At 55.4% G+C, this 25,278-nt stretch carries 23 protein-coding genes and 5 pseudogenes; 10 read left to right on the top strand and 18 right to left on the bottom strand.

All coding sequences use genetic code 11. The features are described 5' to 3' along the window. Window positions 1-454 precede the first annotated feature (454 nt). Window positions 455-634: a hypothetical protein gene (locus tag ACR2TX_RS13500; RefSeq protein ID WP_086133416.1), complete on the bottom strand. Its 180-nt coding sequence runs from the start codon at window positions 632-634 to the stop codon at window positions 455-457. After that, entirely contained in the window at window positions 631-1,374 is a 744-nt protein-coding gene (locus ACR2TX_RS13495) for a hypothetical protein (RefSeq protein WP_086133415.1), read from the bottom strand. The genes ACR2TX_RS13500 and ACR2TX_RS13495 overlap by 4 nt, the downstream gene beginning before the upstream one ends. Before the next feature lie 209 nt (window positions 1,375-1,583). On the opposite strand from ACR2TX_RS13495, the gene recD2 reads away from it, so the two are divergent. Together recD2 and ACR2TX_RS13485 are read left to right on the top strand one after the other, a co-directional pair. Continuing rightward, window positions 1,584-3,794, top strand: coding sequence for an SF1B family DNA helicase RecD2 (recD2, locus tag ACR2TX_RS13490; RefSeq protein ID WP_434132469.1), 2,211 nt, complete (start codon window positions 1,584-1,586; stop codon window positions 3,792-3,794). Between the two features lie 225 nt (window positions 3,795-4,019). Beyond that, window positions 4,020-4,223 (top strand): hypothetical protein, encoded by a 204-nt coding sequence (locus ACR2TX_RS13485; RefSeq protein ID WP_156882040.1) that lies wholly within the window; start codon window positions 4,020-4,022, stop codon window positions 4,221-4,223. Window positions 4,224-4,257: 34 nt separating this feature from the next. On the opposite strand, the pseudogene ACR2TX_RS13480 reads toward ACR2TX_RS13485, so the two are convergent. The 7 genes and pseudogenes from ACR2TX_RS13480 to parS form a co-directional block, all read right to left on the bottom strand. Beyond that, window positions 4,258-4,728, bottom strand: a pseudogene (locus tag ACR2TX_RS13480) (IS3 family transposase); the annotation flags it as partial. A gap of 79 nt (window positions 4,729-4,807) precedes the next feature. Next, window positions 4,808-6,049, bottom strand: a complete 1,242-nt coding sequence (ltrA, locus tag ACR2TX_RS13475; RefSeq protein ID WP_156882039.1) for a group II intron reverse transcriptase/maturase — start codon at window positions 6,047-6,049, stop codon at window positions 4,808-4,810. Window positions 6,050-6,561: 512 nt separating this feature from the next. Beyond that, window positions 6,562-6,915 (bottom strand): annotated as a pseudogene (locus ACR2TX_RS13470) (IS3 family transposase); the annotation flags it as partial. A gap of 32 nt (window positions 6,916-6,947) precedes the next feature. Next, window positions 6,948-7,265, bottom strand: a complete 318-nt coding sequence (locus tag ACR2TX_RS13465) for a transposase (protein WP_086135672.1) — start codon at window positions 7,263-7,265, stop codon at window positions 6,948-6,950. Window positions 7,266-7,434: 169 nt separating this feature from the next. Further along, the gene (locus ACR2TX_RS13460; RefSeq protein ID WP_139841183.1) at window positions 7,435-8,253 is read right to left on the bottom strand and encodes a DUF4359 domain-containing protein; all 819 of its coding nucleotides are present in this window, start codon (window positions 8,251-8,253) and stop codon (window positions 7,435-7,437) included. A 159-nt stretch (window positions 8,254-8,412) separates the two neighbouring features. After that, window positions 8,413-8,778 carry an RES family NAD+ phosphorylase gene (locus ACR2TX_RS13455; RefSeq protein WP_434129809.1) on the bottom strand — a complete coding sequence of 122 codons (366 nt, stop codon included), beginning with the start codon at window positions 8,776-8,778 and terminating at the stop codon, window positions 8,413-8,415. Further along, window positions 8,775-9,209: a type II RES/Xre toxin-antitoxin system antitoxin gene (gene parS, locus ACR2TX_RS13450; RefSeq protein ID WP_168183916.1), complete on the bottom strand. Its 435-nt coding sequence runs from the start codon at window positions 9,207-9,209 to the stop codon at window positions 8,775-8,777. Before parS ends, ACR2TX_RS13455 begins: the two co-directional genes overlap by 4 nt. A gap of 441 nt (window positions 9,210-9,650) precedes the next feature. On the opposite strand from parS, the gene ACR2TX_RS13445 reads away from it, so the two are divergent. Continuing rightward, entirely contained in the window at window positions 9,651-9,947 is a 297-nt protein-coding gene (locus ACR2TX_RS13445) for a type II toxin-antitoxin system MqsR family toxin (RefSeq protein WP_086135675.1), read from the top strand. 2 nt (window positions 9,948-9,949) lie between these two features. Next, the gene (locus ACR2TX_RS13440; RefSeq protein WP_086135676.1) at window positions 9,950-10,351 is read left to right on the top strand and encodes a type II toxin-antitoxin system MqsA family antitoxin; all 402 of its coding nucleotides are present in this window, start codon (window positions 9,950-9,952) and stop codon (window positions 10,349-10,351) included. A gap of 219 nt (window positions 10,352-10,570) precedes the next feature. Here the strand turns inward: ACR2TX_RS13440 and ACR2TX_RS13435 are convergent, their stop codons facing one another. The 9 genes and pseudogenes from ACR2TX_RS13435 to ACR2TX_RS13395 all read right to left on the bottom strand — a co-directional run bounded on the left by ACR2TX_RS13435 (window position 10,571) and on the right by ACR2TX_RS13395 (window position 16,549). Then, window positions 10,571-10,744, bottom strand: coding sequence for a hypothetical protein (locus ACR2TX_RS13435; RefSeq protein ID WP_156882021.1), 174 nt, complete (start codon window positions 10,742-10,744; stop codon window positions 10,571-10,573). Window positions 10,745-10,775: 31 nt separating this feature from the next. Beyond that, window positions 10,776-11,861: a hypothetical protein gene (locus ACR2TX_RS13430; protein ID WP_086135678.1), complete on the bottom strand. Its 1,086-nt coding sequence runs from the start codon at window positions 11,859-11,861 to the stop codon at window positions 10,776-10,778. 44 nt (window positions 11,862-11,905) lie between these two features. Continuing rightward, window positions 11,906-12,175: pseudogene (locus ACR2TX_RS13425) on the bottom strand (DUF3780 domain-containing protein); the annotation flags it as partial. A 57-nt stretch (window positions 12,176-12,232) separates the two neighbouring features. Beyond that, window positions 12,233-12,619, bottom strand: a complete 387-nt coding sequence (locus ACR2TX_RS13420) for a type II toxin-antitoxin system VapC family toxin (RefSeq protein WP_086135679.1) — start codon at window positions 12,617-12,619, stop codon at window positions 12,233-12,235. Beyond that, window positions 12,616-12,864: a type II toxin-antitoxin system prevent-host-death family antitoxin gene (locus ACR2TX_RS13415; RefSeq protein WP_086135680.1), complete on the bottom strand. Its 249-nt coding sequence runs from the start codon at window positions 12,862-12,864 to the stop codon at window positions 12,616-12,618. Before ACR2TX_RS13415 ends, ACR2TX_RS13420 begins: the two co-directional genes overlap by 4 nt. A gap of 531 nt (window positions 12,865-13,395) precedes the next feature. Further along, window positions 13,396-14,233: pseudogene (locus ACR2TX_RS13410) on the bottom strand (IS5 family transposase). 239 nt (window positions 14,234-14,472) lie between these two features. Next, window positions 14,473-15,618, bottom strand: a complete 1,146-nt coding sequence (locus tag ACR2TX_RS13405) for an IS701 family transposase (RefSeq protein WP_434110624.1) — start codon at window positions 15,616-15,618, stop codon at window positions 14,473-14,475. Window positions 15,619-15,654: 36 nt separating this feature from the next. Further along, window positions 15,655-16,182, bottom strand: coding sequence for a hypothetical protein (locus ACR2TX_RS13400; RefSeq protein WP_156881963.1), 528 nt, complete (start codon window positions 16,180-16,182; stop codon window positions 15,655-15,657). After that, window positions 16,175-16,549 carry a type II toxin-antitoxin system Phd/YefM family antitoxin gene (locus tag ACR2TX_RS13395; protein WP_156881962.1) on the bottom strand — a complete coding sequence of 125 codons (375 nt, stop codon included), beginning with the start codon at window positions 16,547-16,549 and terminating at the stop codon, window positions 16,175-16,177. The genes ACR2TX_RS13400 and ACR2TX_RS13395 overlap by 8 nt, the downstream gene beginning before the upstream one ends. A 290-nt stretch (window positions 16,550-16,839) precedes the next feature. On the opposite strand from ACR2TX_RS13395, the gene ACR2TX_RS13390 reads away from it, so the two are divergent. The 6 genes and pseudogenes from ACR2TX_RS13390 (at window position 16,840) to ACR2TX_RS13365 (ending at window position 25,206) form a co-directional block, all read left to right on the top strand. Next, complete coding sequence (locus tag ACR2TX_RS13390) at window positions 16,840-16,965, top strand: hypothetical protein (protein ID WP_434129804.1); 126 nt, start codon at window positions 16,840-16,842, stop codon at window positions 16,963-16,965. An 811-nt stretch (window positions 16,966-17,776) separates the two neighbouring features. Further along, window positions 17,777-18,886, top strand: a pseudogene (locus ACR2TX_RS13385) (PQQ-binding-like beta-propeller repeat protein); the annotation flags it as partial. A gap of 33 nt (window positions 18,887-18,919) precedes the next feature. Next, window positions 18,920-22,795: a DUF6531 domain-containing protein gene (locus tag ACR2TX_RS13380; RefSeq protein ID WP_434132467.1), complete on the top strand. Its 3,876-nt coding sequence runs from the start codon at window positions 18,920-18,922 to the stop codon at window positions 22,793-22,795. Between the two features lie 70 nt (window positions 22,796-22,865). Beyond that, window positions 22,866-23,573 carry a PKD domain-containing protein gene (locus ACR2TX_RS13375; RefSeq protein ID WP_156881960.1) on the top strand — a complete coding sequence of 236 codons (708 nt, stop codon included), beginning with the start codon at window positions 22,866-22,868 and terminating at the stop codon, window positions 23,571-23,573. 29 nt (window positions 23,574-23,602) lie between these two features. Next, window positions 23,603-24,235 (top strand): cohesin domain-containing protein, encoded by a 633-nt coding sequence (locus tag ACR2TX_RS13370; protein ID WP_156881959.1) that lies wholly within the window; start codon window positions 23,603-23,605, stop codon window positions 24,233-24,235. Window positions 24,236-24,477: 242 nt separating this feature from the next. Continuing rightward, window positions 24,478-25,206, top strand: a complete 729-nt coding sequence (locus ACR2TX_RS13365) for a hypothetical protein (protein ID WP_156881958.1) — start codon at window positions 24,478-24,480, stop codon at window positions 25,204-25,206. The last annotated feature ends 72 nt before the right edge of the window (window positions 25,207-25,278 follow it).

Raw genomic sequence — 25,278 nt, 5'->3', positions numbered from 1 at the left:
TATCAATGCCGAATTCGATGTGCCGCGGAATGATATTTCAAAGTTGATCAGAATGATCCACAGTCATTATTTTGAACTCTCGAAACGCCGCCGTAAGCCATATTCGCATCTTCCGAATGACGTGCTCCAAAAAATCGAGACGATTGTCCGAGAATCCTTTGCGGAGAAAGGCGATGACGAAACAGCGGATCTCAGATAGCTGTCATGGCGGCTAACCAAACACCCAGAAGCTTCAGCGGCCCACCGGCAGGTGATTGGCGGCAGGTATCGATCCGCCGCCTTCGGCACGGCAACCCACGGAAACTGGTCGAGCAGGTTGCCGAAGCTGTTGGCGATGCGTCTCGTCAGGGGCGGACAGACATGGCGCGACCCATAACTGCGTATCGGCCAAAACGGACGCTGAACAGAGCCTAGGAAAGTGGGGAAACACAAGCCCGCATCGCGGGCCTTGTGTTTAGGCTTCGATCAGGACAGGGTAATTCCCTTTGGCGTTCTGCTTCCTGGCAGCGACCTCCATCCGGCGCCGCATCTCAGGCGTGACAACTGGAATACCCTTCATCGAAATAGTGATTATGCGACCAGCCCTGATCGTGCTTTCAGACTTCTTGGCTAGTTTTGCTGTCTTTAGCTTCATGGCGCCGCCTCAATTTGGAACTTCTCACAAACGTAGGATAGCAACTTACTCCACGACGCGCTATCTGGCGTCAGGTCGAAGCGCATCAAGCGCTGCGATCCGTTACTATCCCACCAAGCTGGGTCCCTTGCAATAATCTGTTGGATCGTTTCACAGTCCTGGAGTAGCGGGGCTTCAACAAGTTCTTCAAGGGCTACTGGGGCATCAAATCCAAGCTTTGGCCAAACCTTGAAGCCTATGAATTTACCCGGTGTTTTTGCATCACCTGCTCCGATCAGTTCAATCGCCTGAATACCAGCGTTGTGCGCCGTCATGGCACACAGAGCGAAAGCCAATGTACCCAGTAAAGGCGGTGTGCGGTTATGAAGAAAAAAGTGATCGAGGAATAGTTCATCGATGAAAATTTCTTCACTCTCCCCCTCGCGAACCAGTCCAATCCTGTTCTTGTGCTGATTCTGGATCACATGAGTATTGATTACCGTGAAATATAAGCCTGGTGGTGCCCCATCTGCACTGACTTCATTGCTACCTTGCTTGTGAACGCGGCTGTTATTGAATACGCAAAATAATTGAGCGAATTCGCTGACCAGCATTTCCACTTTCGGCAATTCAATAATATCGTATGGCTGAAGCTCGTCACCATCTAATCGGATACCATCACCGCTAAGGAAGGTGCGAGCTAACTCAGTTGATTCCAGATACTCATGAACGAACCGAAGTTTATTATCATAAAAATCCATGGCGCAGGATTATAGAGCTCGATCATGCAAAATTTATGAATTGCTCCAGACTTTCGTAGCGGTTGTTCAGCGTCCGCTTTGGCCGATCGTGAGACAGTCGTGACACGAACCCTGAACTTCCGCTGCTCAGCATTCCCCCTCGCGTTTTCGTGAAATCCAAGGGTTGATGCGCTAAAAAGCCGGACCCGCGGTTTGTCCAAGTAGCCATGATGACGACTTCCACGGCCTATCCGGGGACCGAATCCCCTTCCTGCGAGCGGCTGTCCGGTGCGGTCGAGCGCGTGACGTTCCACAGTGCGGAATCCGGTTTCTGCGTGCTGCGGGTCAAGGTCAAGGGGCAGCGCGACCTGGTCTCCGTGATCGGTTCGGCGGCTTCGGTCTCGCCGGGCGAATTCATCGAATGTTTAGGGCGCTGGGTCAATGATGTGACCCATGGGCTGCAATTCAAGGCTCATCACCTCAAGGTCGTCCCGCCCACTACGCTGGAAGGCATCGAGAAGTATCTCGGGTCCGGGCTGGTCAAGGGGATCGGCCCGCACTTCGCCAAAAAGTTGGTGAAGGCGTTTGGTGAAGCGGTGTTCGAGGTGATCGAGCAGGAGCCCGAGCGGTTGGAGACGCTTGAGGGCATTGGCCGCAAGCGCCGCATGCGAGTGGTCGAAGCCTGGGCCGAACAGAAGGTCATCCGGGACATCATGGTGTTCCTGCAATCGCACGGGGTTGGCACGTCCCGCGCTGTGCGTATCTACAAGACCTATGGCGATGAAGCGATTCTCAAGGTCACCGAAAATCCCTATCGGCTGGCGCTGGATATCTGGGGCATCGGCTTCAAGACCGCGGACATCATCGCTCAGAAGCTCGGCATCCCATCGGACTCTCTGATTCGCGCCCAGGCCGGCGTACGCCATGCCCTTCAGCTCTGGTCGGAGCAGGGACACTGTGCGGCACCGAGGGAGACGCTGGTCTCGATGGCCGCCCAACTCCTGGAAGTCCCGGAAGCGATCATCGAGCAAGCTATCGGCGCCGAATTGGAGGCGGACAATCTCATCGGGGAAACCACGCCGGATGGCGAGATCTTGTCCCTGGCGCCGCTGTACCGCGCCGAGACGGGCTGTGCGAACCACATCCGACGTCTGCTCGAGGGCGTGTCACCCTGGGGTGAGATTGACACCGGCAAGGCGATTCCCTGGGTCGAGGAGAGGACCGGGCTAACCCTGTCCGAATCGCAGCGGGCAGCCGTCACGACGGTGCTCGGCAATAAGGTGGCCATCATCACCGGCGGGCCGGGAGTCGGCAAGACCACCCTGGTCAATAGCGTGTTGCGGATTCTCCGGGCGAAGAAAGTCCGAGTCTTGTTGTGCGCTCCGACCGGACGGGCGGCCAAGCGGATGACCGAAACCACTAAGCTCGAGGCCAAGACGGTGCATCGTCTCCTTGAATTCGATCCGAAGGAATTCAGGTTCAAGCGGAATGACGCAAACCCGCTGGAAACCGACCTGCTGGTCATCGACGAAGCCTCGATGGTGGACGTGGTCCTGATGAATCAGCTTCTCAAGGCGGTGCCGGATGCTGCGGGCCTCCTCATCGTCGGGGATGTGGACCAACTGCCCTCCGTCGGCCCCGGCGCCGTGCTCGCCGACCTCATTGCTTCGGAGGCTGTGCCCACCGTCCGGCTCACCGAGATCTTCCGCCAAGCGCAAGAGTCCAGAATCATCGTTAATGCCCACCGGATTAACCGAGGTGAATTGCCGGTCGCCACGCCCAAGGGCGAAGCCAGCGACTTCTACCTCATTGAGGCTGAATCGCCCGAGGACGTCCGGAAGAAGCTCATTCAGGCGGTTGTCGAACGCATTCCGCTGCGATTCGATGTTCACCCCGTCAACGATCTTCAGGTGCTCACGCCGATGAACCGCGGCGGCTTGGGCGTGCGCGCGTTGAACATCGAATTCCAACAATTGCTCAATGGTCAGGCCGAGCCCAAAGTGACGAAGTTCGGAACCACGTTCGCGCCGGGCGATAAAGTCATTCAGATGGTGAACAACTATGACAAGGACGTCTTCAACGGCGACATTGGCCGCATCACTACAATCGATCAGGAAGAAAGCACCTTAACAGTGGATTTCGATGGCCGCACAGTCACTTATGACCTCTCGGAACTGGACGAGATAGCCCTGGCGTACGCGGCCAGCATTCACAAGAGCCAAGGTTCCGAGTATCCGGCCGTGGTCATCCCGCTCGCCCTGCAGCACTACATGCTTTTGGAAAGAAACCTGTTGTACACCGCGGTCACGCGTGGGAAGAAACTGGTGGTGGTGATTGCGGAGCGGAAAGCGTTGGCTATGGCCGTACGGAATCGCAAGGCGAAGAAGCGGGTGACACGGCTGGCGGAACGATTGGCCGTGTTCGAAACGACACTCTCTTGATCAGCTTAGCCACCTCTGCGGAAACGAGTGTCAGTTTGTCGTCTTGATTTCGAAATGGAGCCCAACACGACATTGAGTCGATAAACCTAAATAAGCGGCGGCTGGACGAAATGGCGATAGGCGGTGCCTGTGCAGGCTTTGAGGTGCGAAATTAGTTAACCCTTTTTTGTCAGTTAGCTCTATGAGCGTAGCGTATAATGGATGAAACTCCGTTAAAGGTTCGTCATGCCAATACGACTGGCCGATTACCCTCAGCTCAACCTGATCGCCTGGAATCGTCGAAAGGATGATCTGATTGACGAAGAAGAGGCGCTCGCCTTGTACGAGCGCAACTGGCGTTTCGTCGATGAGGCGGCGCTTGACCCCAAAGAGCGGGCGTTTATCGATCGCCTCGTACAGCAATACGGGCATGGGGTCCTAAATGTTTGAGTGGCCTAGGTCGTCAATAGTGGACGCCATCAGCTTAAGCTCCCACCTGTTGAATCCTTGCTTGTTGAGCAAAGACCGCTGGTGAGAGATTGCCGAGTTTCGAATGTCGCCTTTGACGGTTGTAGAAGATTTCAATGTACTCGGTAATGTCCGCCTTGGCCTCCGCCCGCGTGGTGTAACGTCGGTGGTGGACCAATTCATTTTTTAGCGTACCCCAGAAGCTTTCCATGGGGGCGTTGTCGTAGCAGTTACCCCGGCGGCTCATGGACGGTTGCATCCGAAACTGTTTCAGCAACGCTTGATAGCCGCTGGCGCAATACTGACTTCCTCGGTCGGAGTGGTGAATCAAGCCGGGTGCCGGCCGTTGGTGCTTCACCGCCCGAATCAACGCCTGTCCGGTCAGCTCCTGCGTCATGCGGGCACCCATGGCATAGCCCACGATCTCGCAGGTGTGGACGTCCTTAACGCCTGCCAGATACAGCCAGCCCTGCTGGGTCGGGATATAGGGGTGAGTAGACCGGGGGAATTGCACCCTCAGCCCCTCGCAGAACCGGACGTGAACCTCTCAGTTCATCCGGCTCCCATCATCCAGCCATCGGGGCATACCCCGCCTCCCAGTGAACGAATGCCCCTGGCATCTTGGCAGCGAGCCGACCGAGCGCACGCCTGGCCCGCGTTTTATGGCGAGCCAGGTGTTTATATTTGCGCATCAGCCAGCGCCCCAGATAGGCATTCAGGTGCTTCCATACCGAAGCCATCGCCGATCCATGAAACCGTCCGTAGTAATGGAGCCATCCCCGCAGCACCGGGTTGAACATGACGGAGAGATCACGAAGTTCCTTGTCGCACTTCAACTGAAGATGCCATCCCCGAATGGTTTGCCGCATCGCCTTGAGGGCGTCACGACTGACCGCCGGCGCAAAATTCACGTAGACCCGGCCATATTTATCCACCGCCTTTCGCGGTCGAAACGTATAGCCCAGGAACGTGAACGCCGTCGTCGGATAGTCCCCCGGTCGATTGACGTCCTTGCAGTAGACGATCCGTGTCTTCTCCGGATGTAGTTCCAGCCCGCACTGGCGAAAACGCTCGCCGATCCTCCGCAACGCCAACTGCGCCTGCGCCAGGCTCTTGCAGTGGACCACCCCATCGTCGGCATAGCGGCAGAATCGCACACTCCGCAGATGCTCGCTGACCCACCGGTCGAAGGCATAGTGCAGGAACAGGTTGGCCAGCAACGGACTCACGACACCGCCTTGCGGCGTGCCCTTGGTCCGATCGACCCGTTGGCCATCCGTAGTTTCCAAGGGTGCCTTGAGCCAGCGCTCGACATACAGCAACACCCAGGGAATTTGGCAGTGCTTGCGAACCGCCCGTAACAGCAGTTCATGGTCAATGTTGTCGAACAGTCCCTTGATATCGAACTCGACCACCCAGTCGTACTCCCAACTGCGCCGCCTGACCAGGGCAATCGCATCATGCGCCGAGCGCCCGGGCCGGTAACCATAGGAATTTCGGTGAAACACCGGTTCCAGTTTCGGCTCAAGCACCCGCTTCACCACGGTCTGTGCCACTCGGTCGGCCACAGTCGGAACACCGAGCAAACGCACTCCCCCTGACTTCTTCGGTATCGGCACGCCTTTGACCGGCGGCGGGAAATAGCTGCCGGAACAGAGCCGATTCCAAAGCTTGTACAGGTTGTCGCCCAAGCGCTGTTCGAAGATTTCAATGGTTTCCCGGTCGATGCCGGCTGATCCTCCGTTGGCTTTCACACACTGATGGGCTTCCCAAACCCAGGATTTGGGAATGTCGTACGGCTTGGTCATGACGCCGGGCTCCTCCTGCTTGCGCAGTTGACCCAACCCCACGACCGGATGATGCGACCCCTTCGCTCCACCGCCATTACAGCGGCTTCAGCACTACTACGAGTCGCTCCGCCCCTTGGCGGCGCATCGGTACTGTCGGCCTCGCCTTTCGGGCTTGCGCCTTTCCCTTCGCATCGCCGCCGAAGGTTCCCGCAGTTCAACGTAAGAGCCCGGATCACGCTCACGCTGCCTCTATGCCGGACACCGCAAAGGCCGTAAGCAGGTTTCGCCTTTACTGATCCCGGAGCAACATCACTCCCCGGTTTTGATGTCATCTGAGTACTTTCGACACTTGAACGGCAGTTCACGGTTGTTCGTCTTCGTTGATCCATACCTGACGCCTTAAGACGCCTTTTCCGTAACGCTCACGACCCGCGCTTTTGCCGCACGCCGCTTACGGTGGTTTGCCACCTGCTCCTGCAAGCCGATGGCGAGGGGCCTACCCTCATCTCTTACGCCGCTTGCTGCGGCACACTGATATCCGTCACCCACACTTGGCCAGGACGTGCCGTGGTGAAGTCCTGGTTCAGTAGGTTCTCCGCCACCGGCAGGCTGTGATTCGAGTGCGTCGTCGCCTTGAATTTCCTCACCTGTTTGCAGCGCAAACCCAGCTTTCGCCGGAGTCGCTTGATCCTACCGATCCCGGCCCGGAAACCGTCCGCGGCCAACTCCGGCTGCAACCGGATCGGCCCATAGGTTTCCCGGCTCCGGGTATGAGCCGCCCGGATCGCTACTTCCAAGCGCGCATTCTCCTGCGACCGCTTCGAGGGCTTGCGCTTCAGCCAGGCGTAATAGCCGCTCTTCGAGACCTCGAACACGCGGCACATCAGCTCCAACGGGAAATCCTTTCGATGAGTCTTCATGAACGCGTACCTCGCACCGACTCGCTCGCGAAATACGCTGCCGCCTTTTTTAACAAATCGCGCTCCATCCGGACTTCCGCCAATTCGCGCCTCAGACGGGCATTCTCGGCTTCTACATCGGTCACCGGCTGGCGGCTTTCGCCTACCGTGCTCAGTCGCCCTGCACGGGCCCGATGCACCCAGTTCGCTAGCGTTTTTGCCGACATCCCTAATCGCCGTGCGGCTTCCGGCAGCGTCAGCTTTTCGTCCGACACCAACTTTACGGCCTGTTCTCGAAATTCTGCTGTGAACGACTGTCTGGGTAACTTTGCCATTTCGTACCTCCATCAACCACTTTACAGGATTGATGGCGTCCACTTTTTCGAGCCTACCCCACCCATGGCTGAGTCCTGGTTCTCGCTCAGTCGGAACGACCAGGCCGAGGCCCTGGAATACGCGGCCGCCCAGAGCGGCCGGCCGGCACACCTGCTGGAGAAGGAAATTTCAGGGTCTTAACAGGAATTCCCTGACGTTTTTGGGTAGCGTTAACAGGTCGCCATTCAACGCAAAACACCGTCGCCTATTCGCCTTGAACGCGTTTACAGAAGGGTCGGTCAGTACCGCGATCACTGCCCCATCACGTAACCCCACGGCAAGTGAAGCGTTTTCCGAGCAGGCGTGGGGTCTGCAGCGAGACAAAACCAAGTAGTTTTCGACGATCTCAATCGGAGGTTGTGTGGCATACTCGACCGTTATTTTCTCGAAATCGGCCTGCGACAATAGCTGTCGGAGACGGCGCTCAATTGGCGGTACCGCAAAGAAGCTCGATTGATCTTCGGCCCCGGCAATTGGGGTTGCGTAGCGTCCCACCCATTGCTTTAAATGGGATAGATCTTCATTCCTTAAGTCTTGCGTAGAAGGGACTTGCACACAATCCAAGACTGTTCTCGAATTCGGCTTTTCTTTAGGCGCTAAAGCCTGCTTCCGTTGCAAAGAGCTGTTCTTACTATTTGAAGATAAGCTCAGGGACTCCATAAAAAAGAAATTATTCAGCACGCCAACAACCCGAACATTTTGACCTCCCACGCTGGTGTCATAGAGGCTAAAAAATACAAAATCCCTTCGAGTTGTTTCATTGGCGATTACATTTCTAAAAAATCCTCCAAACAGAGACCACAAGACCTTATCAACACCGCCTTCTTTGCGGCTCTCTTGAAGAATTTGCTTTTGGATAAACTCCTCATAATCCTTCATGGATGGATTCGTATAACCCAAAAGAGCCCAGAAAGAAACAATAACAATGGTTTTGGTTAATGCTGTCACAAACTTACCTGTATAGATGTCATATCAATTGACTCCATAGAATCGCCAACTCGAGAGAATCCTAATGCCAAAGCCGGTGATCGAAGGCAAACGGGGCTGCGGAGTGAACGATCAATCGGGCGAAATCCGGGTGATTTGGATTGAGAAGGTAACTGGTTTCTAAGGGATGATCGCCGAAGGAGCCGCCAGCACTGCTGTGCGACTCTGTTCAAGCCATTGCCCACCCATCTTCTGACACGCCAACGGGGGATATTCGTCGCGCCAGGTCGGCGGGAGATCCGCTAACCCGATGCGCTCCACCTGAAGGTCATCCGGAATATCGATGGCGAAGGCCAAGTAATCGTTCGCGATCAAATCCGTATCGACGTGAATCAGGATCCCCAGGGCCGCTAAAGACTGGGTCTCGGCCGTGTACACCACCGGCTGACCTTTGACATTCCAGCGCCCGCCATAGCGGCGGGCACCGTCACCGCTCAGGGCGGTGGTTTGATGCAACGTCTGGCACAACCGCCAGACGCGGATCAACTGAAGACCCCATGCTCCAGTCGCCCCAGCACGTCATCCACCTGCGTGGCGCCAATATCGGTATCGAGTAGATCCACCGGGACCGATCCGTGCAAGGCACGGTTCGGCCGATGCAACCATTCCGCGGCTTTGCCACGGATTCCCAGTACGCGCTCGGCATGCGCGAGGACGCGGCTGAGGCAGAACAGTCGATCGGATTCGGCGACGGCCTGTCGGTGCTGCTGCTTGCGCCGGGTCAGGGTTCGACCTGGGAGATCCAAAATAGCCGCGATTTCTTCCCGGGTGAGGGCAAACGCGGCCATCGTCCGTTCCAGCGTGACGAAAGGCAGACTCTGACGCAAGAACGGAATCAATTCATGCTCGGCCTGCACGCGAGGCCCCAGAATGGACGGCCCGCCCCAGAGGTCAACAATGGACTCGGTAATCGACATGAATGGGTTCCTGATGAGCCATATGGCTTTCATCATAGCGCAACTTGGCTTCAAAAAAGATCATCCTTGGGCCCATCACCCTTGCCGCATCAATTGAGACGCCTAGAGATCCCAGGGCGAGAGGTGGGTTCAGAGCGTCCGGACTACTGCGACATCGACAAGAGCGTCATCCGGGAGTTCGTTGAACTGCTTTATAAAAGAGCGGGATTCCGCTCTCGATCACCGCCATCGCCGGGAATGACCGGCGGATGACCAAAATAGTGATTTGATTGGGCATGAAGTGGAACTCCATAATCGCTACGGATCACTACGTTATTCGCCCGCTACAGCCCTCTATGGGCCATTTTTCCGAGTTGGATTGGCAGTTCAGTTGTTTTGTGGTGGTGATATCGGGTGATTAACCAACTTGCCAAATATAACCTAGTAGGTTAATGTCATCCCATGGAAAAGCGCACGCCCCACTGCAAACTCTCAATCATTAAATCATTGATTGCAGAGGGTAAGGTAAGGGCAACAAAAACAGCTCCTGAAGGCGGCTCTGTGCTTGGATTTGATTTTGATGGAATCGTCAGCGTTATCATGGATCTGACGCCAAAGGACTTCTACAAGAGCCTGACGACGCACGCCGACCATCAGGTGTGGCAGGATGTGTACCGGCCTACCACGCCAGCTGGAGAGATCTATCTGAAACTCACAGTCATTGATGACGTGCTCATTGTGTCTTTTAAGGCGCTATGACTATGAAATGTCCAATCTGTGGAACGGCTGAACTGGTGCATGACACCCGCGATATGCCATACACCTACAAAGGCGAAACGACAATCCTCCCGGCGGTGACGGGTGATTTTTGTCCGGCTTGCGATGAGTCCCTATTGGATGCGGATGAGTCGCGGCGCACCATGAATCTAATGCTGGAATTCAACAAACAAGTGAATGCATCAATTGTTGATCCCAGTTTCATAGCCGACGTGCGCAAGAAACTGGCCCTCGACCAGAGAGAAGCCGCGGAGATTTTTGGCGGCGGTATCAATGCCTTCTCGCGCTACGAGAATGGCAAGACTAAGCCACCATTGGCGTTGGTGAAACTCCTCAAGTTACTGAACCGTCACCCTGATCTGCTGGAAGAAATCAGGTCAGCATAACGAACAATCTGTCGTTCCTAGAATTTGAGGAACGGTGCAGATCGAATAGGCGGAATTACGCCTTTTGATAGAGTCGATGGAGGTGTCAAGTTAACTGTGTAACTGAGGTTAGTTCATAGGGTGACCCGATCGCCGAAGAGGATCACGAAGTGATTCAAAGTCCGTTTCCAATCCTGGATCGGCATGGTCCATTTCTTCTCGATCCGCTGCATGACCCGGTCAGGCACGCTTCTTTTCCACGGGGGTGAGGCTGACGGAGAAGTAGCCGTTCTCCTCTTTGTATTTGTAGGTCCTGACCGTGGTATCTTCGCGCTCTTGACGTACGCGGACAGCGATCTCGTTGAGTGCTTCTCGAATAGATTTCTTCCGGGTTTCTGTATTCGACTGCGCCATCTCCGTTACCTCCATCGTGAATTATTTATTCTTATTGCGTCTCAAGCCGGGAACGCAAACGGATCAGATCAACCAGCAAGAGACGAAAAGGGGTGGTCAATGGGATAAATAACACCGCTCCCTTCTGTTTCAACATATCCTCGGCATCTCTATGGATATTGAGAACGCCGATAGGTTCCTCTTCATCCGAATGAGCAAGGGGCACCGAACAGAAAGACTTGATACTTTGACCAGTCCCAGTTCTAAAGTAAGCAAGAATATCTTCTATGGTTCCAGGCCGAAAGTCACCTTTTTCGTGACACCATCTTTCAAGCATAGAAAGATCGTGAAAACCGGTAAGCTTTTTGAACTGAAATGCTTCTGGAGCACCGGGCAGCACCTGAAATCTATTGTTCCCTTTGACGACTTTTTCCGGGGTCTTGGGAACCGGCAGAGCGAAGGGGGCAAGCTGGTCGTCTGGCAGTGGTTCAGGCGTGGCCGTTGTCGTCGATAAAGCCAATTGCAAATCCAGCACGCCCTTCAAGGCTAAAAGGTCAGTATCTTCCGACGCGAATTGCAGCCGATTGCGCAATGCTTCACGCTCCTCCGGTTCCAAATTGACGCATGACCGGAAAAGCATGATGTTGGCGCTGTAGCGAACATTCGGTGGGCTGCCATCAAAATAATGGGCGAGCGAGACAATGCAGTCCAGAACGATTCGTATGGCCTCTTCCACATCTTCCCGTGCCGCCCCATCAGAAAAAGCCAGTAGCGCGGTTGCAAAGCTGTGCTTGTACAACTTGTCAAACTTGGCCAAAAAGCCTTCGGGCGGCATCGTTCTTATCAACCCTTCCAGCTGATCTGATTTTTGGATCAGTTCCTTTTGCGCTCGATCGGTAATCCGATTCTGCGCCCACTGCGTACTTTGGAACATCAAGAGAAACACAAATAACAGTAACCAGAATGCTGTCGCTTCCCAGGAAATCGGGCCTTGGCCCAAGAAAAACAGAAAAGAACTCTTGATTTCGCTCGTATATAACGAGCCGAATACTCCTGCAATCACACCCAAAGTAGCCGTACCCGCGACAACCAGCGGATTCCGGCTGATGCCTTCAAGGGCATTTATTGCTCTTTTCATTCTCCCTCCCCAGCCGGCCTGAATGGACGGCAATTTCCTTGGTGTTATTTGAGTTTGTTTCGTTGTTTCGGCGCCGTCCCCTTGGCCTCCTGCATCGTCAAATCAAAGTCCATAACCGGCAAAGGCTCATGGGGCACATCAGTCACCGGGTTTTCCGTCAGCGCGAACCGGACAGCTTTGCGCCAGCCCTTGCCGCGTCCGTGAATGGCATGGCCAGTGGCGGCATTGGTCATGGTGAATAGCCACCAGCGCTCTTCCGGCGCCGGGCCCAGCCAGTTCTTGACTGCCGCGGAAATTAGCGATGGATCGGCATTCAAGGCCAACTTCCGGCAGTTAAACTTTTTCCTCGGATAACGGTTTCGTCATACGTCTCAAATGAGCCGCACCGGCGCTCCATAGCCCGCCAGCTGTTGATCTGCAGTCAACAGGGTCAAACTCTCGACACGCGCCTGTGCCAGCAAAAGACGATCGAAAGGATCTTTATGCAGCAACGGGAGGGTTTCGATAGCGATGGCATGTTCGCCGGTGATGGGCAGCTCTCGATAGCCGCTGACGGGAAGCATGCGCCATAGGCGACGTGGATCGACCTGAAAATCGGAACGGCCCAGGGTTCGTTTAATGGTGATCTCCCAAAGACTGGCGGCACTGTAGTACAGCTCATGGGCCGTATCCAGCAGGAGTTGCCGGGCTTCATCCGAAAACCGATCCGGATCGCCCGCGGCCCACAGGATAAGATGAGTATCCAGCAAGAGATTCATGGCTCATCGTCTTGGAAAAGCCGCTCGACGGTTTCAGCCCCCATCTGATCGAAGTCATCTGGAACGCTGATTTCGCCTTTCATAAACCCCAAACGACGATGGGTGCCGATTTCGGTGGCATCGAGGGGCACAACCTTGACCAACGGCTTACCGGCTTTGGCAATAATGAAAGCTTCACCACGGGCGGCCTCATCCACCAGGCGGGACAAATGAGTCTTGGCTTCGTGAATATTAACGGTATGCATGGCGGAACTCGTGAGTAAACTAATTAAGGTTAGTTTACTTGTTTTCGCATCACTGAGCCAATCGGCGCGTACCGATCGAATCCGAAAACGGGACGTCCATTCGTCATTCACCCTCTTCTTGATTGCCCTCGAACGCCCTCCCTGACCCGGCCTTCGGCCGGACCCTGCCATTCCTTGGCGACGGTCTATCCGCTTCCATTCCTGAATGACCGAGTTCCACTCAATTGAACTCACATTCTTCAGATCCGGACGTTGCGAGCGGTTGATTTTCGGCATTGGCAGGGAAAGAAAACAAACCGATCTGACAAGAGCTTCATCCGGGAGTTTGTTGAACTGCTTTATGAAAAACGGAATTTCGCTTTATGCTATCGTCTCGGGTTAAGCCCAAAACCTGTCTTCGGTTGCTCAAATTCCTTACGATCGGAGAGAGGACCCACTCTCTTCATCGATTTCTAACGTCCAGTCCGTATCGGGCTTTATTTTCGTGGCGGGCCTATCAATCTCATAATTTGCCCGTCCCATATTAAGAGCCTATCCCAATAGGCCGGTGGCTCGCCAGGTGATGATGCCCAGTGTCAGATGCAACAGAGCGAGATAGGTATCCGCCCGCTTTTCCCAGCGGATGAGAATGCGCCGAAAGCGGTTCATCCAACTGTGCGTGCGCTCTACGACCCAGCGCCGCGCTGCGAATCCCGCGTCCCGCTTGATCGCTTGGGCCTCCTCGCCACGGGTTCGAAGGTGGGCCGTGAACCCGAACGCGTGGACAATATCCCGCACCTCGTCATAGTCATACCCTTTATCCAAACATAATCCTTGGGGCTGTTCCGGGGTCGGTTCGGGCCGCTGGGCTTGAACCGCCGCCAGCGTCGAACGGACCAGTTTCATGTCGTGGCGGTTGGCACCCCGACCACTACGGCCAGTGGGATTCCATCCGCCTCGGTCAACAGGCTGCGCTTGACCCCCTGTTTGCCCCTGTCCGTCGGATTTGGCCCCGTTTTTTTGTGCCGGCCAGGGGCGCCTTGGTCGTGGCGCCATCCAGGGATAGCCAACTCCAGTCGATGCCCTTGAGCCGCTCGTATTCGAGCAACCCCTCCTGCCAGAAACGCTCGAAAATACCCGCCTCAACCCATTCCAGGAACCGGCGGTGGGCACTACTGCTGGAGCAGATCCCCGTCGCATTCAGGGCATTCCATTGACACCCGGTACGCAGGACGAACACAATCGCATTCATCGCCACACGGTCGTCGACCCGGCGACGATGACATCCCAGGGGATGCGGCTTGGGCACGTGCACCGGAAGCAGGGGTGACATCTTTTCCCATAAGGCGTCGGGAATCCGCCAGCCATCGTCTTCGGTAATGAGTCCCATGGGTCTTCTCCTCGGTTACCGGTTAAAGACGCTTATTATCGCCTATTGGGATAGGCTCTAATACTACAGTCGCAGTTATGGTGGACGACCACGACAGCGGCGTCGATAATGGCACTGCCTGGCGCGCCACTGATGACGGCGCCGCCAGAGTGACCAGGCCAGCACATGCGCCGCCTCGGGACGCCGGGTCCAGAGCACCTGGACCAGCAAGCGGCGGACTTCCGGGGCAGTAAATGGGATCAAGCCGGCCTCAGTGCCCCTTTTTTCGCTTGGGTGCTCATAGCCACCAAGAACGCCTGGGCCAGCAGCGCCAAGGTGATATGCCGATGCCAGGCGTCCCACGTCCGTCCCTCATACTCGTCCAACCCACAGTCCTGCTTGGCCCTCTCGAAGCCCACTTCAATGGTCCACCGTCGCCCGGCGACCTGAATCAGGGTCTCCAGTGTCGTGCCCTCCCGCGGGGCAAACGCTACGTAATACGCCAGCTTGCTCGGATCCTCAAGACTCCGGCGCACCACCAGCCAATGGCCCCAGGCCCGCTCCTCAGCGGTCGGTTGCCACCGCCACAAAGGCTGCCACGCCCAGTCGTACTCCCGTGGCCCCTTGGCACCGTCTCCGGCCGAGTGCCGCTGCCACGCCGAAGCGGGTAGTTCGGCGGCGAGTTCCTGCGCCGGCCGATACACCGGACCATCACGCCACAACGGCACGTTACAGGCCACCCCCAGCACAAACGGCTGGCGCCGTTGCTCCAGCCAAAACCGCAGCCGCCGATCGCCCCCATACACCTCATCACCGGTCACCCAGCGGCACGGCACACCGGCGTCCAACGCGCGTTCGATCATCTCCAACGCTAACCCAGGCTTGGTGCGAAACGTCACCCCTTCAGGCACGTGCGCCTCGGCGCGGCGATGGGGGGCGGCGGCCCACTCCTTGGGCAGGTACAGTGCCCGATCGAGAAAAGCCGCCCCGTGCACACTGGCATAAGCGAGAAAAACGCCGACCTGGCTGTTCTCGATGCGGCCGGCCGTGCCACTGTATTGGCGCTTGACTCCGACCGAGTGCGTGCCTTTCTTCAAAAAACCCGTCTCGTCCACCACTAACACCGCCTCTGGATCGGCCAACCGCTCCACCACGTAAGCCCTCAGGTCATCCCGTACCCGATCGGCATCCCACTCAGCGCCATTCAACAGCCGCTGGACGCCATCCGGGGTCCGCTCCCCCAAGTGCTCCGCCAGCTGCCAGCCGTTCTTGCGCGCGACCGGACTTAACAGCCCACGCAGATACCCCAACGCGCGTTGCCGCGGTTCCGCCCGCCGAAAACGCGAGCCAATCCGCGCATGCAGTGCGGTCAGCTCCGCGTCCCACTGTCGTATCGAGTCTTGCATGGCAGTCTCCTCAGTCGATTACCATGCTTGTTAGACCTAAATAAATGCGGCTGTAGTACTAAATAGCTTTTTAAGAACAACCCCGGCGCTTTGGATATTGAACATTTTGTAAAGCGCTTTGAGATAGGCACTGGTAGATACCAGATGGATATTGCCCGGCGTTGTTCCTGAATGCTTCTCAAACCATTGGTCTTCGGTAATCACCAACACCGGCGGTCCCGGCGGCCGATCGACCAAATTCACCACATAACTTTGAATGGATAGTTCACCCGCATCAGGTGGAAAGTCCCAGCCCGGGTCGTTCTGCATTCGAAATAGAACAAGGTCACCATAAGTTGTCTTTTCGACCAAAACTTGATCCGAATGGCGAGATAGAAAATCTCTTATCTTGGTCGCATCCGGATAATCCACCGGATTGTGGGTGACCTCATGATGAACGACATCAGTGATCACGATCTTGACACGATCTTTGAAAACCAACAGCAAATCCAGCGCATCCGCTTTCGCCAATGAAATCAGCGGGCCAGCATCAGGTATCGCAATGATGATCCTTGTTTTACTCATCAATGCCACCCATTGCGTGAGTAATGTCCATAACCATCTTCTCCAACACGTCCGGGTCCACAGGTTTGAGTTGAAGACCGTGGATCGCCATCAGGTCAAGTACCTCACCGTACCAGGAGACCCCCAGATCACGCATCGCCTGATGTCGGCTGATGACGCCCTCACAATAATTCGTAAGGATTTCGTGAATTTTTTCCTCGGATAACGGTTTAGTCATACGTCTTTCAATCAGGCTTTTGTACTGATCCACAGACAAAACATAGGCATAGGGGCGTCCACTACGGGTGATTTGAATAGGTTCTTTGGCGACCTGCTCCAGTAGGGCACCAAACCGAGTTTTAGCTTCTTTAGCGGTAATCGTCTTCATAAAGGCCGCATCCCACGGTTAACTTACATCAACCATTATACTAAAACTAGCTATAGTAGTCATTGTAGTCACATCCTTTTCAATGCTGCGCTACATCTGCCCTCTTCGCTGAGCACCTGTTGAATCCTCGCAATCACTTTGTTTCCCTATTTGAATCAATAATTCGATCAGCCGCCCCCATATAGAGATTTACAAAATAGTTGAATGGAATGCATAAGCAGGTCTGATGAAACCAACAGAACATTCAGGCCGAAAGTGATACTAACGAGTTGACTCATCCAAAGGGGGTTATGATGACAAGCGTAGAATTGTTTTTGGCCGTGGTTTTCTTCGGCACGATCGCGGGATCGGTTTGGCTGTGCTGGAAGCATTACAACCGAGTGGAGCACCGGCATCCGAAAGAGATGACCCGGTAACTAAATTATGAAAAGCTATGCGTCCGAGACGCGCAGGAAAAAGCCGGGCCTAAAACCCCGGCTTTTTTACTTCCCTTTTTCCCCATCGATTCGCCGGTACCGAATCTTTTCCACTCAGATTTGATCGGACCCATTGGTTCGTCAGAACCTGTAAAGCTTACTTTACAGTTTGACGATGACCGCTCCTAGATCCTAGACGACTCCTCCACGCTGCTTAACACTATGCCGCGGCTGCGCTTACGCGTGACCGTCCAGCTCACGCCTTAAGAGTGCCATGACCTCAAAATGTCAATGGTTTTTACAGTTTCGTAACACTCCCGCCATACAACCCCTTACGCCATCTGAAGCGCGTGCGAGATAGATCCTAAATCATTGATAGATTAGGCACCATTTTCATTCGCGCTCGATCTCACGAAAGTTGGCAACCCTTTTGCTATGTCCTCGTAAGTGCTTGTTGAAACGAAACTTCTGAGGACTATCACAGAGGGAAAGCGGATGGCTAGAGCAACGCTTTGCACAAGGCATAAGCGGGTAGTATCACTATCTGTACGAATCACCATCCACAAAACGGGCTAAGGTTTGTGGTGACACAACACCGGAATATCCAAGCTTGCATCCCTTGCTGAAACAAGATGAAAACACCGCCGCAAGCATGCCGCTGATTGTAACATCCAATTGTTGTGACAAATGTGCTCCTCGACAACATTGATTACCGCAAGGGCAACATTCCTAAGCAATCGGGCTAGCAAGAACTGTTTTCCAAGGTCTTCGAAATTGATTTATTTGCCCACCGAATAAGAAAGGAACACCAATGGGTATAAGCCGTGTTGCAGCACTTTTGGGCGTTTTCGTTTTGGGAATTATTCAAGCTGAAATCGGTGTCTCCGGAGAGCCGGGCAGTATCAAGTGGAAATATCCTGTAACTCAGTCTAGCTGCTCGGTACCTACCCTAGCTAAGGACGGGACGATCTATCTTCCTTCAGGAAATCAGTTGTTAGCACTGAATCCGAATGGAAGCTTGAAATGGAGCTTCAACGCGAGTTCTGGCGCTCTTGATAGAGTTGGGATCCCTTCTGTGAGTCCAAATGGAACCGTTTATTTTACCCTTACCTACGGGGCTGGCGGTGATCCCTTAATTTATGCATTGGATACGACTGGTCAGGTTCTGTGGACCCGTACCATCGCTGCAAATCCGAACGGCGGATTCCGATCTGGCTGCGGTCAAGTTGCAATTGGTCCTGATACGACGATATACGTTCAATCAGCAAACACCATCCGAGCATTCTCATCGTCAGGCCAGTATAAATGGGCTGCTCAAGGCGGAGAGCTCGTTCCCGCCATATCCGTGACCGGCGCCATCTTCTCACTTAACTGGGATTCAGTATCGTCTCTTGTCGACCTAAATGTCAGCGATGGCTCTATCATTAATGCATCCTCTCCATTTACTGCAAGCCACCCTTATCCTCCTATCGTAGGCATTAACGGTGATCTTTATATTTCCGGAGACGGAACACTGGTTGCCATTCGTTCAGATGGAACTAAAGTATGGCAACGGTACTTAAATGGAATACCAACAAGTCAACCGGTTGTGGATACGGATGGTACTATCTATTCAGTGCGCTATGATTCGAATGGGTATTATTTCTATGCCATATATCCTGATGGCACTGACAAGTTTAATAAAGTATCACACCCCCCATATTCCTTTTTTGGAAGTCCGGCCATTGGAAACGATGGGACTATCTATGTTCAAACAGCGAGCAGTGGCATTGCTGCACTGAATTCATCGGGAGCCGTTTTATGGAGTACCGGCGAGGGCTCATTTCAAGCAATTAACTCCCCTACTATCGGAACCGATGGTACCGTCTATATCACAGGAAACGAAGGAGCAAACCAGTCTTATCTTTATGCTATAAATACCCAGAGCACTAGCCCTGCTTCTTCTGCATGGCCCATGTTTGGGGCAAACGCTCAGCACACTCATGTCGCTTTTGATACGAGAGGGGCCAGTTTTATTACGCCGCCAGCGTCAATCACCTTCGGCAGCTCAAAGTCAATTTCTCCATCCGGCTTCGCCGCCGAACCCGTCAACACCGCCACCGGCAATTACTACTACCAGCACACCGACCTGAAACTCCCCGACCGCAGCCTCCCCTTCGCCTTCACCCGCACCTATAACGACCAGGACAGCTACTCGGGTCCCCTGGGGCGCGGTTGGACGCACAGCTACAACGCACGGCTGACTCAACAGGACGATGGCTCAGCGGTGATCAAACAGGGCGATGGGCACGAAGAGTTCTACAATCCGAATGGCGATGGCAGCTATTCTTCCCGATATCCGGGGCTTTACAGCCGCCTGGTGAAGAGCGCCGACAACAGTATCACCCTGACGGCCAAGGACCAGACCCGGCAAACCTTCGATGCCGAAGGCCGGTTGATTGCGCTTGCCGATTCAAACGGCAACACCCTGAGCTTCGCGTACGATGGCGCCGGCAATCTGACCGCGATCACCGACACGGTGGGTCGGACCGTCAGCCTGAGCTACGATGCCGACAACCATTTGGTGCAACTCACCGATCCAATCGGACGGACGGTCCGCTACGCCTATGATGCCGAGGGGCATCTGATTTCGGACACTGATCCCCTGGGGGCGGTCCAGACGTACGCCTACGACGCCGATCACCATGTCACGACGATTACCGACCGACGCGGTCACATGCTGATCGAGAACAGCTACGACGGCCAAGGCCGCGTGGTCACGCAAAAGAACGGGCGCGGCTTCGTGACGACCTTCGCCTACAACAGCCCATCACCCGGTGATACCACCATCACCGATCCTCTCGGGCGCACCACGATTCACACCCATGACGGGTTCCGCCGCCTCGTGAAGGAAACCGACGGGTTGGGCCATGCGATCCAGTACGCCTATGACGCCCAGAACAACCGGATTCAGGTGACCGACCGGAATGGCAATGTCACGAAATATGCCTACGACACGCGCGGCAACGTGACCAGCAAGACCGATGCCAAGGGCCAAGTCACGACCATCACCTACGACGACCTTAACAACCCGACGCAGCGGGCAGACGCCCAAGGCGGCACCACGACCTTCGTCTACGACGGCCATGGGAATCTCACCCAAGTGACCGATCCCTTGGGCCATACCCACCAAATCGCCTACGACACCACGGGCCAGCCCATCGCGTTGACCGACGCCCTCGGCCGGGTGACGACCCAGACCTTCGACGCCCAAGGCAATGTGATCAAGGTCACCGATCCGGTCGGTCAAACCACCACCTACGCCTACGACGGCGCCGGTCGGCGGATCAGCCGGACCGATGCCAACGGCAGCATTACCGCGTTCGTCTACGACGCCGCCGATCGGCTAGCGGAAACGACCGACCCCCTCGGCCACACGACTCGGTTCCGCTACGACGCCAACGGCAATCGCACCGGAATCACTGATCCGCTGGGACGCGAGACCGTCCTGACCTATAACGCCAATGACTTTCTAACAGCGGTAACGGATCCGCTCGGGCACGCCACCACCTACGGGTACGACGCGGCCGACCACCGGGTGTCGGTCACCGATCCACGCGGCCACACCACCCGGTTCAGCTACGATGCCGCTAATCGCCTGACCGGCGTGACCGATGCACTAGGAAAAAACACGGCGTTTGCCTATGACGCACAGGGCAATCGGATCACGAAAACCGACCCGCTGGGTCATACGACCAGCTGGGCCTACGACAGCCTCAATCGCCGGATCAGCGCGACCGATGCGCTCGGCCAGACGACCTACCTGACCTATGACGCTAGCGACCGGTTGACGCAGGTCATCGATCCGAATAACCGCAAAACCCGTTACACCTACGATGCGCTCGGACGCCTGACCCAGTCCCTTGATGCTCTGGGCGGCACGGCAAGTTACGCCTACGATGCCGTGGGCAACCGCATTGCGATGACCGATCCGAACGGCCATACCACCACCTACACCTACGATCCCCTCGACCGGCGAGTGGCCGAAGCCGATCCCCTGGGCCATCGCGAGACCTACGCCTACGATGCCGTGGGGCACCCCATCCAGCGTACCGATGCGAACGGGAAGGTCACCCAGTACGGCTTCGATGCCGCAGGACGCCTGGAAACGATTTCCTATCCCGATACCTCCACGGTGGCGTTCACTTATGATGCCGTCGGCAACCTCGTCGGCATGACCGATCCCCTCGGCGGAACGGCCTTCACCTACGACGAGCTCAACCGCTTGGTCCAGCAGACCGACCCTTATGCCCAAACGGTGGCGTACGAGTACGACGCCGCCGGCAACCGGGTGGCGGTGGTTTATCCGGACCGCAAGCGGGTGACCTACGTCTATGACGCACTGAACCGGATGCAGTCCGTCACCGATTGGCTGGGCGGTGTAACCGCCTATACGTACGACGCGGCTGGCCGGCTGACGGCGGCGGTCAATCCCAACAGCACCGAGGCGACCTATGCCTACGATGCCGCCGACCGACTCACGCAACTCATCAACTACAAGCCCGATCAGTCCATGTTGGCGGGATACAACCTGACGCTGGATCCGGTTGGCAACCGCATAGCCGTCGACCGGACCGAACCCTTGGCGCCGGTATTCGGTCCGCAGATCGACAGCTACAGCTATGACGACGCCAACCGCTTGACTGACCTCAACGGGAAAGCCGTCAGGCATGACGAGAACGGCAACCTGCTAGCGAAACCCAGCGCCACGTTTGAATTCGACATCGAAAACCGATTGATCAGGGTGAATGACGTGGCGGCGGCAACCTATCGGTATGATGGTCTCGGGCATCGGCTCGCAGCGGAACGGAACCACGTGCCGATCCGCTACACGCTTGATCTCTCAAATCCCCTGAGCGACGTTCTGGTGGAATCGGATTCAACCGGAAAGCCCCAAGCCTATTACGTCTACGGCCTGGGTCTGATTGCACGCGTCGCTCCCAATGGGGAGGCCCGTTATTACCACTACGACCCCATCGGCAGCACCGTGGCGCTGACCGATCTCAATGGACAGATCACCGACACCTACACCTACGACCCGTTCGGCCAGGTGATGAATCTCCAGCAATCCACCGACAATCCGTTCCGTTTCGTCGGCCAATTCGGGGTGATGGACGAAGGCTTTGGGCTCAACTACGCGCGTGCCCGTTATTACAGCCCGGAACTCGGGCGGTTTTTCGGGCAGGACCTATTGAGGGGCTCCTTGAGTAATGGCCAAACCCTCAACCGGTATGTGTATGCCTTGAATAATCCGGTGAGGTTGGTGGATGTGAGTGGGTTAAGTACAAAGGAAGGAGGATTATCGGAAGCAAGTTTCGAGTCGTCGGATGGAGATCATAACAATCTTTTGCCTGAAAGACCTGTCGGTGCAGTGCAAAGAGTGGATGCCGACTCAGCCAATGAAACGGGATCTCATACTGTATGGAAAGCCGCTAAATGGCTGGGCCAAAAAGCGACTTCGCTGCTTGGGTTGATGGAAAAGGCTGACGAAAAGAGCTACGGGGCAGGGTTATTCAAAGCAGGCTATACAGCCATTGATATGTACAAGACGCATGGCCAAAACCAAGCACTTGTTAAGAGTGGTGAAGTTGCCGAGGAGTTCTCAACTGAACGCGAGATCGTAAATCATCTATTGAACTTCGGTCTGTCGGTTGGGGTTGGTGGTCAGGCAAATGACCTTATGGGCGGGGCTGTCGAGAAAAATACCATGAGGACTCTAGATAAAGCCGTCTTCAATAGGTCTCGCGATATCTGTCTACAAGCTGGCGAAGCCAGTAACTGCCTACAATGATTTTCTGCCTCATTTCCTGTGCATCTGCGCAAACACCAAGAAATCAAAGCTCAACACCAGGAGCCATCAGATGGAATACTGCGATAGCGAGAAGTTCGTCAAAGCACGCCCACGGCGGACTACCAGCGGCTGCGTGGCGCTTCTGTTCCCAGCCCTATGCTTGGCGGACCAGGTCAGCCATACCTACGACGACCTCAACCGTCTCGTCCGCACCGATTACGGCAACGGCACGGTCATCGAATATGCCTACGACGCCGCCGGCAATCGATTGGCGCAAACCGTTACCGAGCCGCTTCCACCACCTCCACCGCCCAATGTGCCGCCATCCGCAAATGGCGGCCCGGATCGGGTAGTGCGGCTCAACAGCCTGGTGACCCTCAATGGCAGTGCCAGCGTTGATCCCGATAACGGTCCAGAACCTTTGAGTTATCGCTGGGCTCAGATGACCGGCGCCACGCTTTCGCTGACGGGTGACCACACATCAAACCTCACCTTCACGCCTGGGCAGGAGGGGATCTATTCCGTCGCTCTGTTTGTCAGCGATGGCGCGATGGAAAGTCCACCCGATTCGGTTTTTATCACGGTGCCGAAACTCGGCGATCTCGATCAGGACGGCGATGTGGACAACGCCGATCTCAACAGCCTCATGACCGCCCGGAACACGCCGGTGAACGATCCCAATGACCTGCGGGATTTGAACGGCGATCTGAAAATCGACGCCCTCGATGCCCGAAAGCTCACGCTGCTGTGCACCCGGCCTCGCTGCGCCACTCAATGAATGCTCACTTCAAACTAAGGGTAAGCCTAATGAAAACATTCCAAATGCTGCTCCGCAAAGCCTTGGTGTGCCTGGCGCTGATTCCAGCCACCTCTCAGGCGATCACTCTGAGCATCAACCCCGTGACCCAAACGGTCGATCCCGGCACCCCCGTACAGGTCGATCTGGTAATCGCGGGGCTCGGCAATCACACGGCGCCGTCACTCGGGGCATTCGATCTCGATCTTAGTTTCAATGCCGGCTTGTTGGCGTTCACCGGTCTAACTTTCGGGGGAGCGCTGGGTGATGAATTGGCAGGCGAAGCGTTTGTCAGCTTTAGCACCGGCGCGGGAACGGTCAACCTATTCGAGGTGAGTCTGCTCGAGCCCAGTGCGACGGGCTGCATCTTTTGTTTGGCGCCCTACCTCGATGACTTGCAGGCCGACAGCTTCGTCTTGGCAACGCTCGATTTCACGACCTTGGGTATCGGCACCAGCGCTCTCGGCATTTCGATCAACGCCCTGTCGGATGGATATGGTGATCCGCTAACTACGAACGTTCAAACAGGGCGTGTCACAGTCGGCGCCGTGGCTACCGTGCCGGCACCCTCGCCCCTCCTGTTGATGGCAATCGGTTTCTTGGGATTCGGCATCCGAAAAGCCATGGGTCACGTTGCTGCGTAAACGGTTGCGTGACGCCTCGCTCTTGGACGGCTTTCGACATGAAGGCATTGTCAGAGCGTGGTGTGCACTCTGATCTATAACTGCCGGGATCGCTCGCAACGTGGACCGCTCAAACCCTGTGCCGCGGCCACGGGGGAATCGCTTGAAGTCGCAAGTCGAGATTCTTCGTTTCCCGGGTGTTGAGCTAGCAAAACAACGGCAAGCCGCATGACACGCGCAAAGGCGTCCGGGAGGGGAAAATAATGAATCTACCAATTAACATTGTGCGTCTTTCAGAAACATTGTTGCTAATCACTACGCTTTTGGTCTTATCCGGATGCATGACGGTTTCCGGAAAACAAAGCATAGTGGAAAGCAATTCTACAAATAGCTTTGCCGGAAAACGGGTTGCCGTATTGCCAGTGAAAGCTCAAACCTCGTTGGCTCCGGATTCTGTTCTGGCTCTGCGAAATGAAATCAACAAACGCCTAGGGCCATCCCTACGCGGCAAGCTGGTTTCTTCCGGTGTGCTGGAGATTGCCCACGTAGCGAACTTACTCAACCAGCGCAATGCACTGCCTGCTCTGGAGCAATTGGTCTCCACCTATGAAAACACGGGCATTATCGATAGGCGGCAGACAAATCTTCTCGGACAATCGCTGGGAACCGATTATCTGGTGTTTTCCCGCCTCAAGGCGGAGAAGCTGGATATTTTCTTGTCGAAAGGCATGGGAGCCTCTCTCGAAATTATGATTATAGATACCCGTACAGGGGATATTGCTTGGGGTGGATCAGGCGAGTGGAAACGGGGCGGAATATTTGGTCTTGGTGGCGCAACCGCCGAAGAAGCAGCCGATCATCTTGTCAATTTGTCGTTAAACAGCCTCCCGCAAGCGTCCGGCTCAGCCCCAACACCGGTGGTTGTCCAAGAACCGTTAAAGACCGAGCCACCGACAACCTCGAGAAAGGCAAGGAGTAAGAAAAGAAAGTAAGGTGGCTGAATTGCTCCCAAGCTTCTCTCCCTGAGCATATGGACTTGAAGCGTCGGTTTTGCGGAGACAGAA

The organism is Methylocaldum sp. GT1BB, from assembly GCF_051027545.1.
Classification (GTDB): domain Bacteria; phylum Pseudomonadota; class Gammaproteobacteria; order Methylococcales; family Methylococcaceae; genus Methylocaldum.
The sequence above is the reverse complement of the archived record's forward strand: the minus strand, read 5'-3'. Positions and strand labels throughout refer to the sequence as shown.